The organism is Flavisolibacter ginsengiterrae DSM 18136, from assembly GCF_059568575.1.
Genome location: NZ_JCANTR010000003.1, coordinates 260,592 through 278,652 on the forward strand (window position 1 = coordinate 260,592; position 18,061 = coordinate 278,652).

General features: G+C 43.4%; 15 protein-coding genes and 1 tRNA gene. 7 read left to right on the top strand and 9 right to left on the bottom strand.

The annotated features are described in order from the left end of the window. Positions 1-43: 43 nt before the first annotated feature. Both BP74_RS04925 and BP74_RS04930 read right to left on the bottom strand, forming a co-directional pair. Positions 44-709, bottom strand: coding sequence for a flavodoxin reductase (locus BP74_RS04925; protein ID WP_496371657.1), 666 nt, complete (start codon positions 707-709; stop codon positions 44-46). 224 nt (positions 710-933) lie between these two features. Next, positions 934-1,593 carry a hypothetical protein gene (locus tag BP74_RS04930; protein ID WP_496371658.1) on the bottom strand — a complete coding sequence of 220 codons (660 nt, stop codon included), beginning with the start codon at positions 1,591-1,593 and terminating at the stop codon, positions 934-936. Between the two features lie 165 nt (positions 1,594-1,758). Between BP74_RS04930 and BP74_RS04935 the strand changes: the two genes are divergently transcribed. Beyond that, positions 1,759-2,367, top strand: coding sequence for an RNA polymerase sigma factor (locus tag BP74_RS04935; protein WP_496371659.1), 609 nt, complete (start codon positions 1,759-1,761; stop codon positions 2,365-2,367). Next, positions 2,360-3,100: a hypothetical protein gene (locus BP74_RS04940; RefSeq protein WP_496371660.1), complete on the top strand. Its 741-nt coding sequence runs from the start codon at positions 2,360-2,362 to the stop codon at positions 3,098-3,100. Before BP74_RS04935 ends, BP74_RS04940 begins: the two co-directional genes overlap by 8 nt. Before the next feature lie 14 nt (positions 3,101-3,114). Here BP74_RS04940 and BP74_RS04945 read toward each other — a convergent pair whose 3' ends face one another. After that, positions 3,115-5,790, bottom strand: a complete 2,676-nt coding sequence (locus tag BP74_RS04945; RefSeq protein ID WP_496371661.1) for a CHAT domain-containing protein — start codon at positions 5,788-5,790, stop codon at positions 3,115-3,117. A gap of 94 nt (positions 5,791-5,884) precedes the next feature. Continuing rightward, the gene (locus tag BP74_RS04950; RefSeq protein ID WP_496371663.1) at positions 5,885-6,682 is read right to left on the bottom strand and encodes a hypothetical protein; all 798 of its coding nucleotides are present in this window, start codon (positions 6,680-6,682) and stop codon (positions 5,885-5,887) included. Positions 6,683-7,006: 324 nt separating this feature from the next. On the opposite strand from BP74_RS04950, the gene BP74_RS04955 reads away from it, so the two are divergent. Both BP74_RS04955 and BP74_RS04960 read left to right on the top strand, forming a co-directional pair. Then, positions 7,007-8,221, top strand: coding sequence for an exo-beta-N-acetylmuramidase NamZ family protein (locus BP74_RS04955; RefSeq protein ID WP_496371665.1), 1,215 nt, complete (start codon positions 7,007-7,009; stop codon positions 8,219-8,221). 57 nt (positions 8,222-8,278) lie between these two features. Further along, positions 8,279-9,112: a hypothetical protein gene (locus BP74_RS04960; RefSeq protein ID WP_496371667.1), complete on the top strand. Its 834-nt coding sequence runs from the start codon at positions 8,279-8,281 to the stop codon at positions 9,110-9,112. 241 nt (positions 9,113-9,353) lie between these two features. On the opposite strand, the gene BP74_RS04965 is transcribed toward BP74_RS04960, so the two are convergent. Beyond that, positions 9,354-9,427, bottom strand: a tRNA-Arg gene (locus tag BP74_RS04965). A 46-nt stretch (positions 9,428-9,473) separates the two neighbouring features. Beyond that, positions 9,474-9,977: a hypothetical protein gene (locus BP74_RS04970; RefSeq protein WP_496371669.1), complete on the bottom strand. Its 504-nt coding sequence runs from the start codon at positions 9,975-9,977 to the stop codon at positions 9,474-9,476. 58 nt (positions 9,978-10,035) lie between these two features. Here BP74_RS04970 and hutH point away from each other — a divergent pair, with 58 nt between their 5' ends. Continuing rightward, on the top strand, positions 10,036-11,595 hold the full coding sequence (gene hutH, locus BP74_RS04975; RefSeq protein ID WP_496371671.1) for a histidine ammonia-lyase: 1,560 nt from the start codon (positions 10,036-10,038) through the stop codon (positions 11,593-11,595). Between the two features lie 20 nt (positions 11,596-11,615). On the opposite strand, the gene BP74_RS04980 is transcribed toward hutH, so the two are convergent. After that, entirely contained in the window at positions 11,616-13,127 is a 1,512-nt protein-coding gene (locus tag BP74_RS04980) for a serine hydrolase (RefSeq protein ID WP_496371673.1), read from the bottom strand. A gap of 171 nt (positions 13,128-13,298) precedes the next feature. Between BP74_RS04980 and BP74_RS04985 the strand changes: the two genes are divergently transcribed. Further along, positions 13,299-13,916 carry a DUF4142 domain-containing protein gene (locus tag BP74_RS04985; protein ID WP_496371675.1) on the top strand — a complete coding sequence of 206 codons (618 nt, stop codon included), beginning with the start codon at positions 13,299-13,301 and terminating at the stop codon, positions 13,914-13,916. Between the two features lie 49 nt (positions 13,917-13,965). Here the strand turns inward: BP74_RS04985 and BP74_RS04990 are convergent, their stop codons facing one another. Both BP74_RS04990 and BP74_RS04995 read right to left on the bottom strand, forming a co-directional pair. Then, positions 13,966-15,522, bottom strand: coding sequence for an acyl-CoA mutase large subunit family protein (locus tag BP74_RS04990; RefSeq protein ID WP_496371677.1), 1,557 nt, complete (start codon positions 15,520-15,522; stop codon positions 13,966-13,968). Positions 15,523-15,581: 59 nt separating this feature from the next. Beyond that, on the bottom strand, positions 15,582-16,079 hold the full coding sequence (locus BP74_RS04995) for a DUF7935 family protein (RefSeq protein WP_496371679.1): 498 nt from the start codon (positions 16,077-16,079) through the stop codon (positions 15,582-15,584). Between the two features lie 885 nt (positions 16,080-16,964). On the opposite strand from BP74_RS04995, the gene BP74_RS05000 reads away from it, so the two are divergent. Further along, positions 16,965-17,309: a HesB/IscA family protein gene (locus BP74_RS05000; protein WP_496371681.1), complete on the top strand. Its 345-nt coding sequence runs from the start codon at positions 16,965-16,967 to the stop codon at positions 17,307-17,309. Positions 17,310-18,061: the final 752 nt, after the last annotated feature.

Here is an 18,061-nt window from a genome sequence, read left to right on the forward strand (position 1 = left end):
AACAAAGCAAAGACACCAACAGGCGGAGAAAATGGTCATTGCTTTATTTTTCAAAAACAACTGCTTCGGGGGCAACACCTGATTTTTTGAGGATCTCCTGCATGTCTTCCATCATCTTAGGTGGTCCGCATAGGTAAAAGTTTTTACTAAAGTCTTCGATATGTTGATTTATGAATGCTTGGTCAATATAGCCTGCATGATATTTTGTATGGCTATCCTGCGTAATTACATGCACAACGTTTTTTCCAAGCATTGAATTAAATTCATTTTCAAGAATAATATCCCTGTCTGTCTTGTTGGAGAAAAACAATGTATTGCCATTTAATTGGTTGTCTTTCTCCAGTTGCCTGAATATGGAGATGAATGGAGTAATGCCTGCACCGCCGGCTATAAAATAACCTGATCCATTGTACTCAATAGCTCCCCAAACATCACCTATGATCAGTTCATCCCCTTCCTTAAGTTGGTGTAGTTCGTTGGTTACACCTGGGTGGTCAAAATAACTCTTGATGGTAAATTCAAGGTATTCATCAGAATGTAAAGATGTAAAAGTAAACGGGCGTTTCTCATCCTTCCAGCCTTCTTTATTAATAGAGACCTCTGTTGCCTGGCCGGGCACAAAATTATAGTTGGCTGGTTTTTCACAACGATAGCTCCTGACATCGTGCGTCCGTTGAATGATGCTTTTGATAGTAACGATCTGTTCCATTCTAATTGTGTTTAGCTTTAAGGTTCAGCAGCAGAAATAGCTTTCAGAAAGATTGTATAAGCATGAATTTCCGCAACTTTAGCTATTAGATCAGCTATATGGCTAAAAGGTTACAATGGCTTATTCCAGGCCACCCTGCCAAACGAGACAGCGGGTGATGAAGTGCTAACAAAATAAAAAAACAGCCTTTCGGCTGTTTTTGGTTTTAATAGGGATAATAATTCCTAATGACGATGGTGAACCTCCACCTCGGTTTCATGGTGCGTCCGGAAGTTAGCAACGATAGCATCGAATAAATTCTTATTGGTGCTGGAAGAGATAACGATCATTCCATTTGTTTGCGTGGCATTGGTGAAATCTGCCGCAGAAAGACCATCCGTTAACTGGGAAAGGGTTATGGTATTCAGGGCTATATCTGCACCTGATAATGTGACCTGCGATTGTTCTGATTTAATTTCAATCGAATTGTCAACTTTTAAGATAACAGGAACGCCATTGACAGTTCCTTTCAGTTGAAAGGCTGGTTCATTACCATTGGGTGAGGCTTCTATCTTAAACTCCACTTCATCAAACGTACCAGTGGGTAGGTTAATAGTACCTATGGTTGATAAAGTGCCAAACAGGTCCACATGCTTATGGACGTTAGACTTGAATTCAGTTTCCTGGCCGTTTTGTTTTGCCTCAAATTTGATCTCATTGGCATTTACAAATCCTGAATCCCAGGTAATGGTGGCAGTGGTGCGTGCTACAATAGAGCTTGGACTGGTAGCCCTTAGTTGGAAGTCAAGTCCTGAATTGCTGCTGCTAACACTGTCAACGTTCTTTTTGCAGCTAAATAAGCCTGCTGTAAGAATGGCAGATAAGATTATTGTTCCTGTTTTCATACAAAATGTTTTTTGGTTTTATAATTATGAGTAAGCGCAGGTTTTCAAAATGTAACCGGGTCAGCAAAAAATTTATAATTCCGGGGTATTTTCGTCTGGAAAGCAAGATTTTTAAAAAATGTTCCCATTCCAAGGTTACATTCTAAACCTGCATATAAACTAATAATGGATAAGCGGCCAGGATCATTCAGCGATGCGGAGTTGTTACACAATCTTTTAAACAATGTATCCATTGATGACTCTATCAGGTTCTTATACAGGCAGCATTTCGAATTTCTATCCAGGTATGTACTCCATAACAGCGGTGAAATCCATGATGCCGAAGACATGTTCCAGGAAGTCATTGTTTCCTTTATCAACCTGGTAAAAGCAGGTAAGTTCAGGGGGGAGTCATCGATCAAAACGTTTTTATTCGCCATAAACCGTAACCTCTGGCTGAATGAATTGAAAAAAAGAGGAAGGGCGCAACTTAGGGAGATGAAATATGAGCAAATAAAAGAGGCAGATGAATCAGCAGTAAGCCTGTCAATGGAGAGCAGGGAAATTTCTGCAAGCCTGATGGACACCATTCAGAAACTGGGCGAGAACTGTAAAAAGATATTAGTGCTCTTTTATTTCGAAAACCGGCCGATGAAGGAGATCCTGGGGGTACTGCAGTACGAGAATGAACAGGTAGTGCGTAATAAAAAATATAAATGCCTGAAAAGGCTTGAGGAAATGATCAGAACTGATAAGACTTTATACGAACAATTAAAACAGTTTGTCCATGGATGAATCTTTACATAACAACGAAACAATACTCGATTACATAGATGGCATGATGAACCCGGGTGAAAAGGCTGCGTTTGAAAAACAACTGGAGCAGGACCCCGGTTTACAAGAACAGGTTGAATCTTTGAGAGTTGCCATTGAAGCCGTTAAACAATCGGGAACAAGAGAAAGGGTAGGCGCTATACACCAGGAAATGATGCAGGAATGGCAATCTCAAAAAACTCCTGCACGGGTTATTGGTATCAATAGAACGATGCGGTATGTCATCGGAGTGGCTGCTGTTTTGTTGCTGATTATCGGGATACAAACCTTCAGGCATTACAGCAATTCGCCGGGGAGATTGTACAATGAAGCCTTTGTTGATTATTCCTTGTCGGCTGAACGGGGAGCAGGAGATGGCGCCAACCAGCTTGAAAACAATTATAGGAATCATGACTATAACAATGTGATCAAAAATGCCGGGCAGGCAAGCCTGTCGCCAAAGGATAGTTTTTTGACAGCTATGGCTTTTCTACATACTGGTAATACTGCTTCTGCCATATCATGGCTGGAACTGGTACAAGCGAATAGCCCTTATGCAAAGGATGCCCAATTTTATTTGTCACTCGCTTATTTAAAAAACAGGAACTATCAAAAAGCCATTGACCTGATGCTATTGATCCGTAACGATCCCAATCATCCTTACCACGATAACATCACCGAGACTTTATTGGAAAAGACAAGGAAACTACAATAATACTTAGGCTCAACCTATGAAAAACGGGTCCCGGGTTTTCGGGACCTTTTTATGAATATCCCTATAAGAATAAGAAGACCAAGGGCTATGGCAAGTACCACCCATGTCCAGGGAAATAAATTATTCTCTGAAACATTGCCTAAAAATACAAGGTGCGACCAGTAGTAAGGTTGCTTTAACCGGGGATTGATCTTTTTATCACCCAGGTAATCGAGCTTAGCTTGTTGAAGAGCCTTGTCAATGGTGAGTCCTTTGTCTAAATAATCATGGATCTTGTTACTAAGGTAGGCTGTCGAATAATCATCTGCTTTCCATAAAGTGGTAACAATATTGGAGCATCCAGCATAGCTGAAGGACCGGCTTAAACTCATCACACCTTCACCCTTTATGAAATTACCTGCCCCTGTTTCACAGGCACTCAGAATGACCAGGTCCGTATGTTGTAAAGGAAGATTATAGATCTCGCCCAGGTATAACCTGCTTTGAATGCTGTCAGCTCCCGAAAACATAATGTAGGAAAAGCTGTTCTCCCTGTTGTTCACTACAGCATGGGTGGCCAGGTGAATGACCTTGTAATCCTGCAGGTGATTCAACAGGCTTTCTTTAGTGGCTGCGGTATCAACGTATTTTTTACCGCTCAATGCAGCTACCTCGGAAAGCGAATTCGGTAACCTTCCAAAGCCTTGTCCTGCTCGGGAAGCAAAAGGTGCAAAAGACAAAGTTTGATGACCCCTGAACCGGGCAGCTGATCTTTTCAATATCGAGGTGGAATATTGGTATTGCACCGAATAGTTTTCTACCAGGTATTTGTCCTTCTCATCCACCAGGGTTTCAAAAGGGAGGTAACACAATTCATTGTCAGGGATGAAGACCAGGTGTTTGATCTTACTACCAATGGGTTTGACCAGAGTAGCATACAAAACCTTTGATGTTTCCCGGGAGAAAGTATCGGAAGGAGCCAATAAGGATTGGATATAGCCTTGAAGCTGCGCATGAAAATTAAGTGATAGGGTATCCTGGTAACAGTTAAAAGAATCCCTGGTAATGACTGTTTTGGTGAGCTTGTCATCGGAAAGGGTATAGGAGAGGATGGCGGTTTCATCATCGAGCACGTTTGCCTGGAGATCACTCACAGCCTTGACGGTATTGGAAGGCAAAGCAATCTCATTGGCCAATGTTTCCTGCTTCTTACCGAGTTCCATCTCCAGGTTTCGTATGGTAGCTGCCGATGCAACAATATCAGCGCTATCAGTGATTTCATTGGCCTTTATCGACAGGGTGGTGATCTTTCTTTTCAGGTCCTGCACTTCTTGTAAGAAAGGCAGGTTGCTTTTTTGCGCCAGCTCTGAGAACTCCTGGTTGAATGCCAAAACTGAGGCCTTGTTCTGCTGGTCAAAATTGTAAAGATTTTCCAAATATCTTTTATCGTGGGTCCTGGCATAGAGTTCATAGGCAATTTCTATGGGCCTGGAATGGATAGCGTATTTAATTTTTCCAAGGAACAACCTGGCCTGGTCACTATCATACGTTCTTTCCACGTAGGCAACCAGGGCAAAAGCAGATGCATAGGTATTCAATTCTTCTTCAGCATCCCGCAGGTCCCGTGTTTGCTGGTACAGCAAATGCCATGTTTCCGCTTTGGCCACAAGAACATTGAAAAGATCTATATAAGAAAATACCCCTGAAAACTGGCGTGGAACTGCATGTATGGAGCTGTCTGTAAATCCAGGATATAGTTGATTGCAGGCCTTTTGATACCAGGCCAAGGCTCCTGCAAGATCATTGGATGCTTTTTTAATATCCCCCATCAACTTACAACTTCGCCCCAGGTCTTTATTGTGGTCCTGTTTATAGTAAGCAGGATTTTTACTGATGGCAAGTCGCAGGTATTTTTCTGCAGTGGTATAGTTTTTTAGATCCAGCCAGGCAGCGGCTATATCATTCAGCAAGCCCAGTTGTAAAAAGTTATTATATGTTACTTTCCCGAAATATTCAATAGCCTTTTCTGGCTGATGAGAATAAAGATTGACCAGCCCGATATTATTATAGATCTCGTCCTGGTATATGTGGTAGGGCAATAGGTCGTGGTATATTTTACTGGCAGTATCATATTCTTCTAATTTAAAGAGCACAGTTGCCAGGTTGATATGATAGTTTACAAACAAACCCTTAAAAAAGGAATGGCTTTTCGGAAGTGTTTCAACTGCTTTTAAAAAGTAATTTTTTGCCTGGTAGTAATTGCCCGACTCATAATAAATGGCGCCAAGCATATTGTACAAACGTTCACTTTCCAGAAGTTGATGGGTATAATGCTTTTGTATGGCCTCTGCTTTTTTAAAATAACGGGCAGCACTGTCAGTTTGGCTTTGCTGGTAGTAAATAAGCCCGGCAAATAGCATAGGTTTGAAATACAGCGAATCGGGTAGAAACGGAAGTTTTGGTTGCATATCCAGGGCCTGGCGGTAATAATCCAGGGCCTTATCGGTGCTGTCAAAATAACTTTCCAGTTCGCCCAATTTGATGCAGGAAAAGAACTGCACTGTATCGATGGTCTTTTGATCACTAAACTTACGCAAAAGAGATTTGAACTCCTGTAAAGCCAACTGATTCAACCTGCCTTCTTTTTGATCATCATTGGGATATTGTAAGGCTTCGTTATAATATTGATTAGCCTTGTGATATTGTTCCAAAATTGGCGAGGGCAGGTTACGGGTAGCCTGTGAAAAGCAGTACAGTAGCAGCAATAAACAGGTGCAGGAAAATAAGCAGTAAACGATTTTCATTTTAGTGGCCAATGATCACGATACAGGGCGGTCTTGGCTTTGATAAAGATAGGTTACTGGACAGGTTATTATCTATAGGTGCAGGGGTGGAAGGAATGGCCATGCGGTTCAGGCCTAATGACAAAGACTGGTGCGCCTGCATCAGCCCACTCACATTGGTTGGCACATCTGCAAGGTTGTTGTAATGATAAAGGATGATATCCAGCTGGTTTTCTATGGCATTGCTCTTATCGTTGATCGCGTATTTGATGGTGGTTTGTTTCCAGCTGCCATGCGTGGGGTCATCAAAATAACCCCTTCTGATGGATTCATTGATATTGATTTGACCATTGGCCGGGTTGATGGCCAGCTTGCTGTCAGCGCCTATGCTATAATTTCCAGCTGGTAAAGCCAGGCTGTTATTGGCATTGTAGGTGGGAGCAACGATGGAATCATTTTGTGCCAGGTAATGAAAACCGTCCAGGTAGTTGATACCTGATATCGTTATAAAGGTTGAATCTGTAAGATCGCTGTTGGAAGCCCTGAAGCTGATCTTATATTTCAACCCTGTCTGGCTTTGTCCATCTTTCCCTTTCAGTGCTATGGTGATGACACCTGTGGTATTATCAATCAAAAGATTGTCCGGGAAGGCAGTATAAGTGCCGGCTATTGCATTGGACGGGGATAGCGTATAGTTGCCGGGCTTCAAATAAAACAGCGAGTCGCCATAATCCAATTGTTCCCTGGGAGCTATGGTATCTTTTTTACAGGAAAAGATCAGCAGGCAGGCAAAGGGCAATATGTAAAAGGATGTTTTCATGAAGCAGGAAATTTCGGGCTCCGCTTTGATGAAAATACGGTTTTGCCCCGGAACGGGGTAAAAAATGCAGGAGGTTTACATATATGTCGTTTGATGGCCATTGCTCTCAATCTATTACTAAGTACGAGCCGGGTAAGAAAATGTAACCACCGGCACAAAAATATTTTATGCGGATATTATTGCTATGAACCAGTTTGACCACTGGCCAGTCAAGACAAGCGGGGAGAAGTGGAATAATTGGTTACTTTAGAACATTTATCAATGACTAAGGTGTTCCGTTCGAATAACCATTCAGCATAACCGCTAATAAATAAAATCGTCTCCATGAAATTGATTGTATCTCTTATTCTCATAGCTGGCACCTTCCTTTTCCATAAGGATCCACCTTCTTCCATTCACAATGAAACTAAGAGCAGTATACAAACCGGTGCAGAACAAACAGGTAAATACCTGCCTTACCTGAAAGGTAAAAGGGTGGCCATGCTAGCCAACCATACAACCATTATTGGCAAAAAACACTTGGTGGATAGTTTGCAAACCCTCGGCATTCAAATCGTTAAGGTCTTTGGGCCGGAACATGGCTTCCGGGGCAATGCCAGTGCCGGTGCTTCTGTTGCCGATGAAACTGATCTGGCCACAGGTATACCCGTGATCTCTTTATATGGAAAGAAAAATAAGCCAACAAAAGAAGACCTTGCAGATGTAGACATCGTTATCTATGACCTGCAGGATGTAGGCTGCCGGTTCTATACCAATATCAATGCGTTGGCCCGTTTGATGGAGGCCTGTGCTGAAAACGGCAAAGAGCTGTTGATCCTGGACAGGCCCAACCCTAATGGATACCTGGTTGACGGCCCGGTGCTGGATATGCAATTCAAATCAGGCATTGGTATGTTTCCCATCCCTATAGCACATGGATTGACGGTGGGTGAATTTGCGCAGATGGCCAATGGGGAAGGATGGTTGACCAATAAAGTACAATGCAAGCTGCGCATCATTAAGCTGGCTAACTACAACCACGATATGCCCTATGTACTGCCGGTAAGCCCTTCCCCCAACTTAAATACGCAGCAGGCCATCATGCTCTATCCTTCCACCTGTTTATTTGAGGGCACCTACCTTAACCATGGCCGCGGTACTTATTTTCCCTTTACGGTCATTGGCAGCCCGGAACTAAAAGGAAAATACACTTTCAACTACATACCAAAAGGAATAAAGGGCATGGCTGAAACACCACTCTTCATGAACCAGGTATGCTATGGGCTTGACCTGCGCCAGTATGATGTAGAGCAACTTCGACAAAAGAAGCAGATCAACCTACAGTGGATAATGGAACTGTACAAGGCTTCTCCTAACAAAGAACAGTTCTTTGATTCCAAACTAAGCAAGGAAATGGGAGTGATTGAAAGATTGACTGGCTCCGCATTGTTCCGAAAACAGATCATTGATGGTAAATCTGAAAAAGAGATCCGCACTAGTTGGGAGCCTGGATTAATTCAGTATAAAGTGATGCGGAAAAAGTATTTGTTGTATCCTTAAAAGTTCACTATCCAGTTTGCCTTTTGACAATCACAGAATTCGCCTATTTTAGTCTTTATGAGTCCAGAGTTGAAAGAAAAAAACGCGGATGTCCAGATTCAATATGGCTTAATGAATGCACTGTTCAAGAACTACGAACTTGATTTAAAGGCAGACATTGAATTGTCTAAATATCCATATAGCAATAGAGCTGTCTACAATGGAATTAAAAAAATGGATTTGGTAATTGAAAAACTTATTTCTTGTGATAGCTTTTATGTTTCAAACGTGCTTACTCGTGTCTTATTTGAACATTATATTGTGACTTACTACATAGCAGTAAAATCACAATTGGAATTCTCAGATTCTGTAGGACGTCAATATTATAATGAATACAGATATGCAGACCATTTGAAAAGATTAAGTTACGATTTGAAAGTTGAACGGATATCTCAAGACCAACTTGCACCGCAATTTTTAGACTTACAAGCCAGGTATGATGAGTATGCGAAACTTAGTGTTCAAGAAAAAGATAAGCTCATGGAGGTATGGAACAGTTTTTATCGGATAGATAACATCATTAAGTATTTACTCCACAATGAAAAGCAGGATAAAGATTCAAGATTGTACCATGAGCAACTTCCTATTTTGTTGAATATATATAATGTAACATCTTCTTACGTGCATGGAGGTGCAATTGCCGAATTTGAAACATTTGAAATGGATGGACACTTTCGCGATAATCGAATTGAATCTTTTATAATGTTTGGAAAGATTGTTGTTTATTCCTTAAAACTTCGTTTAATGAGTTCACTTATTCCAAGAAATCGAATGTACAGTAAGGCAGTATTACCGATTGAGTATTTTATTCTAAAACAATTTTTCAGGTTCAATTACACAAATCCTATTTAATTCTTTAAATTTCTATATTCAATATTGTTTCTCAAGAGAGTCTCGAGCTAGCTATCGGTTTTCAATTTGAAAATGTGAATGGAACCATGAGCTTCCAAAGTTGTTGCTCCAAAACTAATAGCTACTTTTTCCGGGGAGTCATTTGTTTACAGCAAAGGAGATAGAGAGAATGATATTACTTTCTATATCAGATAAAAAAGCCTTAAAAGTCAATACTTTTAAGGCTTAATAAATTTAACTGTGATCCGGATTGGATTCGAACCAATGACCTACTGCTTAGAAGGCAGTTGCTCTATCCAACTGAGCTACCGGACCTTTTAAAGAGCGGCAAATATAAGAGAATCCAAAATATTATGAAGGATTAATGCATCGAAAAGCTGTCTAAAAACAGGTCCTGCTGCTCCACGGTGCTCTGATTGATGTTTTTCACATACAATACCGCAATGATCTGTCCATCGGTATATCCCTTTACTTTCCAGTCCATCTCGTCTTCATCCTGCCAGTAATCCACCATTTCAATGCAGCTTGTTTCTGGCTCCAAAGGTTGACAGAGATCAATACCTGTATTATACAATGCATGGAATGGCTTGTGCAGCCTTTCCAAATAAGAGTCCATGATATCCCTGGCTTCATCCAACGGCACCCTGCTGCTGATACGGGCACACAATACGCCATAGGTCACTTCTTTTTCCGTGTACTCGGCAAAATACAATTCATCACCTTCATCAGACCTGGTATAATCAAAAACAGCATCTGGGGAAAACAGCACCGAACAATGGGTATCGCCAATGCGGATCTTCTTTGGCTTTCTGGCAGACTTATACAGCACCAGCGATGCTGTGAGCAGGAATATCAGGTTTTCCATAATGGAATAAATAGTGGCTTGTGGCTGTAAGATATAAGTTATTTTCGACCATCAAATTATGAAGCAGCCCTTTTTCTACGGAAAAGAAAAACTGACAGTTCAAAAGGCCATATCACTGGCTGAAGGCGGATTAGAAGGAAAATTAGACCCAGATGTAATAGGCAGGATACAACAAAGCCAGCAACATATCCAGCGCATGGCCGATGCCAATAAAACGGTCTATGGCGTTACCACAGGCTTTGGCATACTGGCCAATACCAGGATCAATGATGCCGATACAGCCACCTTACAATACAAGATCTTGCAAAGTCATAGTGTTGGTGTAGGTGATCCGGTTCCCCTGGATATTGCCAAACTAATGCTGATCACCAAGGTGCATGCACTGGCCCAGGGCTACTCGGGCATCCAGCTAAGCACCCTGCAACGCATCCTGTGGCATATAGAACAAAACGTGATCCCCGTAGTTCCTGAAAAAGGTAGTGTAGGGGCTTCGGGTGACCTGGCGCCGCTGGCGCATCTGTTCCTTCCCCTGATAGGCTTGGGAGAAGTGTTCTATGAAGGTAAGAGGTACAGGACACAGGAAATATTCAAACGGTTTTCTTTGCAACCCATACAACTGGGACCAAAGGAAGGCCTGGCGCTCATAAACGGAACACAGTTCATCCTTGCATTTGGCATCAAGGCTGTGCAACGAATGCACAACTGCCTGGAGGCTGCTGATGTGATCGGGGCCATGAGCCTCGAGGCATTGACAGGCACCAAGGCGCCCTTTGATATACGATTGCACCAGCTCCGGCCATTCGAGGGAAATACACTGGTAGCGCAAAGACTCAGACTATTGCTTGATCATTCAGAGATCATGCAAAGCCATATTGATTGCGGCAGGGTGCAGGATCCCTATTCGCTGCGCTGTATGCCACAGGTGCACGGCGCCTCGCGCAATGCCTGGAAACACCTGAAGGACCTGGTTGAAATAGAAGCCAATTCCGTTACCGACAACCCGGTTGTTTTTGGTGAGGATGATACCATCAGCGGTGGCAATTTCCATGGACAGCCATTAGCGCTTCCGTTAGACTATGCCTGTTTTGCTTCTGCTGAAATTGGTAATATATCAGACCGCCGCTGTTACCTGCTGCTGGAAGGTAAATGGGGATTGCCCATGCTGCTGATGAACAACGTGGGATTGAACAGTGGCTTCATGATTCCACAATACACCACTGCCGCACTGGTCACGGAAAATAAAACGCTTTGCTTCCCCAGCAGCGCTGACAGTATTCCAACTTCACTGGGACAGGAAGATCATGTAAGCATGGGAAGCATTAGCGGGCGCAAAATCAACCGCGTGATTGACAACCTGGAATTTATACTGGCCATAGAACTCATGAGCGCCTGCCAGGCCATTGAGTTTCGCAGGCCTTTAAAAAGTAGCGCCTTACTGGAAGGGGCACACGATTTTGTACGGCAGTTTGCAGGCTTTGCCGAAGAGGACAGGATCTTTGCTGATGATATCAACAGCATCAAAAACATCATCAGTGATTTTTCCTTTGTCCGCAAGGTCAATGAGCTGGCCCAATCCCTGGGTATTAAATTGAATGAAGGATTTGAGGCCTACCAGTAAGATCTCAAATCCTTCCGCATTTATTTTTTGATGAAGGTATAAGGATCGTATTCCACGAATTCATTCTGCCGGGTAATTACCGACTTTACTTTTTTACCTTCAATAGCAAACTTGATATTGAAAATGCCATACTCGATATTGTTGTATTGCATCAGCCACTCCCCATTGTCCATATAATCCAGCGTAGCCGAAAGATCCGGCTTGGCGCTGAAGTTCATCTTCAACCGGTTGCCCACCTGGCTGATAGTAATGGGGCCATACAATTCATTGTTGTAAACACCTGCGTAAGCTGTTAAAGGCAACTCAGGTTTATTGTTTTTCACCCTTGCCTTCCAGTCAGCGATCTCTTTGAGTTGTCCTGCCATTTCTGCCTGGAAGTTTTGCAGTTGCTGCTTACTCCTGTTTACATAGGGTACACCCAAATAGGAATCCATGATTTGATAGCGCAGGAATTCAAAGAAGCTCTGGTTGTCATTATTGGTAAGGATGGCGATGCCCAATTTTTCTTCCGGTATAAAACAAACATTGCTCACCATACCACCTGCACCACCGGTATGCCAGTACACCTGCCTGCCATTGTAATCCGCAACAAACAATCCCAGGCCATACCCACGGAAATGTATAGGGTATATTCCAGATTTACGGCTGCCGGTAATGATGTTAACATCCCTTGTCTTTTGAATGGCAGCCCAGGGTAGTACCTGCTGGCCATTATAACGGCCGCTGTCCAGTTGCATCAGCAGCCAATGGGAAAGATCACTCACATTGCTAACGATACTGGCGGCAGGAGCCAGGTTGTTCCAGTTATCATACGGCACCTTTTCCAGTTTGCCGGTATAAGAAGTAGTGTAGGGAACAGCCACATTGGCCTGTTGTGCAATGCCTGTAGACAAGACAAGCGATTGATTCATCTGCAGGGGTGTGATGATCGTATCTTTTATAAATTCCTCCCATTGTTTTCCTGTCACCTTGGGTATCACCTGTCCTGCAGCCAGGAAGCAACTATTACAATAGCCATAGTCCTGCCTGAAAATGCCTGAAGGTTTCAGCAGGCGCATTTTCTTCATGATCTCCTCCCTGCTGAGCTTTGTATTCCAGAAGGTAAAATCACCCTGGAATGTTTTGGTGCCCAGCCTGTGCGTGAGCAGGTCGCGGATGGTTACCAGGTGATTAACGGTTGAGTCATATACCCGGTAATCAGGAAAGTATTTAGTGATTCGGTCATTAAGGGATATTTTTCCCCTTGTTTCCAACAATGCCAGTGCTGTGCCGGTAAACAATTTGGTGTTGCTGGCAATCATGAACAAAGTGTGCTCATCTACAGCCTGCTTCGTTTCAAGGCTGCGTACGCCATATCCTTTGGATACTACTACCTGCCCATCCTTTACAATAACGATGGCAAGCCCGGGTATGTCCCAGTCCTTTAAACCTGAATTGATATACTGGTCCAGGCTATCCCTGACAAAGGAAGGGGTTTGGGCTATACAGGACAGTGAAAAACAAAGGCTCAGTATACAGGCAAGTTTTCTCATACGTATCAATGGTTAAAAAACAAAGTAAAGGTTTTTTAGATTCATGCAGGGAATACCTTCAGTAAGTTCTGTTGAAGAAATAGATGAATATTTGTTGTTGTGAATAATATTTTAGTCTATCCTTAATAGTGGCATAAAAATTTCTGCAAAACCAGTAACAAACATTCATGTATGAAAAAGAATTTCTTAGCCCTTTCAACCCTTTTATTAGCCGCCACCATCTGGTCCTGCGGCAACAATAAATCCAGTACGGAAACCACTGATTCAACAACAACTACAACCTCAACAACGGGGATGGACACTGCTAAGACCCCGACAGCGCCAACCACAACAACTCCCATGAATACGACACCCATTCCTAAGGAAGACAGCCTGTTCGTTTTGGAAGCAGCCAAAGGCGGCATGATGGAAGTAGAAGCCGGTAACCTGGCTCAGCAAAATGCAGCCAGCCAGAGAGTGAAAGATTTCGGAGCCATGATGGTGCGCGATCATTCAGCGGCCAATAATGAATTGAAATCACTGGTTTCAGGAAGAGGTATAATGCTGCCGGATAGTTTACCAGCGGATATGCGCAAACACCTTGATGCCATGAAGAAAATGACAGGTAAGGCTTTCGATTCCCATTATGTGGGCATGATGTTGAGTGACCATAAAAAAGATGTCAGCAAATTTGAGAAGGAATCAAAAGATGCCAAGGATGCGGACATCCGCAATTTTGCAGGCAAGACCTTACCTACATTGAAAACGCACCTGGATTCTATTCAGGCAATTTCTAAAGGAAAGATGTAAGGACTATTTCGTATTCTTTATAAGCCTTTTATGCAACCGCGTAAAAGGCTTATTTGTATTCACCAAACACAGATCTTAGTACATCGGCTATTTCACCCAGGGTGCAATAATTCTCCACTGCTTCTATTACCGAAGGCATCAGGTTCTCATTTCCCGTGGCTTTTTGCCTGATCGTTTCAAGGCTGGCACTGGCCTTCGCGGCATCTCTCGTTGCCCTTAGTTTTTTGAGCTTCTCCACCTGGTGCTCCCTGATACTATCATCGATACGGAAGCCAGGTATGGGGGTTTCCTGGTCTACCTGGAATTTATTGACACCCACAATGATCTTTTCCTTGTTTTCTATTTGACGCTGGTACAGGTAGGCACTTCTTGCGATCTCGTCCTGAATGAATCCCTGTTCAATAGCCGACACACTGCCACCCATAGCATCGATCTTTTCAATCAGTTGCCATGCTTTTTCCTCCACTTCCCTGGTCAGGCTTTCTACATAGAATGATCCCGCTAATGGATCAACCGTATCAGCAGCGCCGCTTTCAAAGGCCACGATCTGCTGCGTACGCAAGGCTATACGGGCCGCTTCTTCTGTTGGTAGGCTTAATGCCTCATCATAGCCATTGGTGTGTAGGGATTGTGTACCACCTAACACGGCAGCCAGGGTTTGCACAGTTACCCTTGCTATATTGTTCAATGGTTGTTGTGCAGTCAGTGTGCTGCCGCCGGTCTGGGTATGAAACCGCAGCATCATAGCCTTTGGATCGGTAGCACCCAGGTCTTTCATGATACGGGCCCACATGCGGCGTGCGGCGCGGAATTTGGCTACTTCTTCAAACAGGTTGTTGTGTGCATTAAAGAAGAAGGAGAGGCGCTTGCCAAAAACATTGATGTCCAGGCCTTTTTCCAAAGCTGCCTGCACATAGGCCTTACCGTTACTTAAGGTAAAAGCTATTTCCTGCACGGCCGTACTCCCGGCTTCCCTGATATGGTAACCTGATATGGAGATGGTATTCCATTTGGGCAGTTCAGCGCTGCACCACTGGAAGATATCCGTGATGATGCGCATGGAAGGCTTGGGAGGATAGATATACGTGCCCCGTGCCGCATATTCTTTTAGTATGTCATTCTGTATGGTACCAGTCAGCTTCTTCAGGTCTGCACCCTGTCTTTTGGCCAGTGCCACATAAAACGAAAGCAGGATGAATGCCGTGGAATTGATGGTCATGGAAGTGGACACATCTTCCAGTTTAATATCGTGGAAAAGTGCTTCGATATCATCGATCGAGTCAATGGCCACACCCACTTTTCCAACTTCACCTTCGGCCAGTTCATGGTCACTGTCATAACCTATTTGGGTAGGCAGATCAAAGGCCACGCTCAGTCCCATGACACCCTGTGACAATAAATAATGGTAACGCTTATTGCTTTCTTCCGCAGTAGAGAAACCGGCATACTGGCGCATTGTCCACAGCTTGCCCCTGTACATGTCATGCTGCACACCACGGGTAAAAGGAAATGCACCCGGCGCTTCAAGGATGATATCGCCGGTATTTTCTTTGGAGTAAAGGGTTCTTATTTCTATACCGGAATCGGTGAATACAGGTTTACTCATGATTTGAAAGCTTTTGATATACGGTTTACCATCCTATAGAATCTCCTGTTGGAAGAAAGCTACTTCATGATCTTTTTCGCTTCGCTGTTGAGGGTATCAGCAACATAGGTGTGCAGGGCTGCCTTTTCTTCGTGCATCAGTCCTTCAATGATCTTCTTATTCAGGTCGGCCGCAGTGGATTCTGGTGCCAGTGTCTTGGAGATGGTATTGATCATCAGCATATTCTGGTCTCTTAAATTCCTTACAGCTTCCCATGATTGCTGGCTCACATAGATCTGCTGTGAGGCATTGTATTCATATTCCTGTTTGATGGACTCGATCAGGAATACCTGCATTTCTTTGGCAGAAAGCCCGGGTTGGTAAAGGCGGCTGATCAAATTAGGCAGCGCGATCCTTTCGCATAGCAGCACCAGTCTTTCATAGGCCTGCAACTGTAAAGGCCGGGTGGAAAAGCTGTCCGGTGTGCTGTTGTCTTTGTCTTTCAACTGGAAAAAAACAAATAGGGACAATATAAGGGCAATGATTGAAACAACTAAACTGACTACGGTTACTCCCATTAGATTTTATTATGGTGGCAAATTTAATAGGAAACGGTCATCCTTGCAGGTATTGTTTGAGGGAAGGTGAGGGTAGGTTAAGCGGGTTGAAAAGTTGACAGGTTGACAAGTTGATAAGTATCCACCTACGCTAAAGCTTCGGCGGACGAGGGAGAGGGAACCCAGAACAATAGAACAAGGAATATCGAAGGGAGAAAGGAAGAGAAGTTTCGAAGGAAAATCAATAAATAAAAGTCATTGCGAGGAACGAAGCAATCTGTTTGGCAGATGGGTGAAGGCAGAGACGATTCATCTTATTAGTTGCACTTAATACACATTGCGTAATAAGTAACGCGAAGGACGCAGCGTTTCCCGCAAAGTTTCGCAGAGAAAGGGGCAAAACAGTTGATGCCAAATCAAACAACATCAAACAAACGAAACGCAAAAACACTTCAATCTTTCAGACTGTTCCAGCACCTCATTGCGGGTATTCGATTACTGAAACTTAGTTAGGCCGAAGCCCTCCGTCCGCAATTCAGTGCCTTCAGTATCCGCGCATATCACGTGATTGTAACTTAAGACCTTAGCAATATGTAGTAAAGTAAACACTATCAAGGAAAAACTGTAATCATAATACATCAAGCTATAAATAGTTCTGACCGTTGTGGGCAGGCCCGGCAAAACCCGCGGAAGTCCCGCCATGGCGGGAGGGTTTGCCTGCCCTTTTTTGCCTGCCCCGACGAGCGCAGCGGAACTCGGGGGTTCTTTTTTTTGGGCAAGCAAAAAAAACGAACAAGACATTTGCCGAAGGCATACAACTTCCTTGCTTTTTATATGATTGTTAACCTTCTGTCAGCTAACAGTCAAACAAGCAAACATGATCCCCGGATTAAATAACTTTGCATTATGGAAACGAAAACACTATCACCGGTAAAATTTACAGAAGGCGCCATAAGCGAAGTCAATCGCTTAAAAGGCGAACCCGGTTTTGATACCACCCAATACCTGCGGGTGGGAGTGAAGGGCGGTGGTTGTTCCGGTATGTCTTACCTGTTAGGCTTTGATACCCAAAAACCCAATGACCATATGTATGAAGCCGACGGTTTCAATTTTATCATAGACAGGGCGCATGAAATGTACCTGTTGGATATGGAAATTGATTACCAGGGCGGATTGAACAGCCGAGGCTTTACTTTCAAAAATCCCAATGCATCAAGTACCTGTGGATGCGGAAGTAGCTTTGCGGTGTAAAGAACTAAGATAGGCTGGATTGGAGAGGATTTTTGAGGAATTTGGAAGCGTACTATATCTCTTACTTGCTTTAAACTTTACCAGATTTTAATACCTGGGCACTTTTACATTTTCCGGTAAGCAGCGAATGCTTTTCATCTAACCGACATCAATATTCCTTTAGCCTGACAGAACTAAGATTGCCAGGAGTGGAGAGGATTTTGAGGAGGTTAGAGGATTACTGGCCTTCCCCTGCACCCGGGTTTTACATTACACATTTTTTTACCGGGCTCCCTTTTCATTTACCAGGAATCAAAGAATTATTTCCTGGCTTTCATTCCCATATTTTCAATATAGCATGGTCCTGTCATCGGCTGTTTTAATTCCCGGCTACTCCTTAGCTGGAGTATAGCTGCCCCCTATCTACTCCCTACCTGCGGTATAGATACTGCGTGGTGATCACGCAGTATCTATACCGTAGCTATACTGAAGGTTGGGCGCTGGTATACTTCAGATAGGGAGAAGGAGGGGAATATCGAACAGATGAACAAGGAATAACGAATGATGAAGGGAGTTTAGGTCGGAGAGGCATTGTTTATTGCGGTCTTTTCTTGGGTTGAAGGGGGAATAATGCTCAATGAGCAATGCTCAATGTTCAATGTTCAATGAGGGGAAAAGGAGTAAGGATCAATTGGTTAGAGAGGAAAACGGACAAAACCGGCCAATACGGTCAAAAGCGGTCAATACCGGTCAAATCGGTCAAAAACGGCCAA

What these genes read in the sequence shown, in the direction of transcription:
- BP74_RS04925 (WP_496371657.1), bottom strand. Translation starts at nt 709, where the DNA reads ATGGAACAGATCGTTACTATCAAAAGCATCATTCAACGGACGCACGAT.
- BP74_RS04930 (WP_496371658.1), bottom strand. Translation starts at nt 1,593, where the DNA reads ATGAAAACAGGAACAATAATCTTATCTGCCATTCTTACAGCAGGCTTA.
- BP74_RS04935 (WP_496371659.1), top strand. Translation starts at nt 1,759, where the DNA reads ATGGATAAGCGGCCAGGATCATTCAGCGATGCGGAGTTGTTACACAAT.
- BP74_RS04940 (WP_496371660.1), top strand. Translation starts at nt 2,360, where the DNA reads ATGGATGAATCTTTACATAACAACGAAACAATACTCGATTACATAGAT.
- BP74_RS04950 (WP_496371663.1), bottom strand. Translation starts at nt 6,682, where the DNA reads ATGAAAACATCCTTTTACATATTGCCCTTTGCCTGCCTGCTGATCTTT.
- BP74_RS04955 (WP_496371665.1), top strand. Translation starts at nt 7,007, where the DNA reads ATGAAATTGATTGTATCTCTTATTCTCATAGCTGGCACCTTCCTTTTC.
- BP74_RS04960 (WP_496371667.1), top strand. Translation starts at nt 8,279, where the DNA reads ATGAGTCCAGAGTTGAAAGAAAAAAACGCGGATGTCCAGATTCAATAT.
- BP74_RS04970 (WP_496371669.1), bottom strand. Translation starts at nt 9,977, where the DNA reads ATGGAAAACCTGATATTCCTGCTCACAGCATCGCTGGTGCTGTATAAG.
- hutH (WP_496371671.1), top strand. Translation starts at nt 10,036, where the DNA reads ATGAAGCAGCCCTTTTTCTACGGAAAAGAAAAACTGACAGTTCAAAAG.
- BP74_RS04980 (WP_496371673.1), bottom strand. Translation starts at nt 13,127, where the DNA reads ATGAGAAAACTTGCCTGTATACTGAGCCTTTGTTTTTCACTGTCCTGT.
- BP74_RS04985 (WP_496371675.1), top strand. Translation starts at nt 13,299, where the DNA reads ATGAAAAAGAATTTCTTAGCCCTTTCAACCCTTTTATTAGCCGCCACC.
- BP74_RS04990 (WP_496371677.1), bottom strand. Translation starts at nt 15,522, where the DNA reads ATGAGTAAACCTGTATTCACCGATTCCGGTATAGAAATAAGAACCCTT.
- BP74_RS04995 (WP_496371679.1), bottom strand. Translation starts at nt 16,079, where the DNA reads ATGGGAGTAACCGTAGTCAGTTTAGTTGTTTCAATCATTGCCCTTATA.
- BP74_RS05000 (WP_496371681.1), top strand. Translation starts at nt 16,965, where the DNA reads ATGGAAACGAAAACACTATCACCGGTAAAATTTACAGAAGGCGCCATA.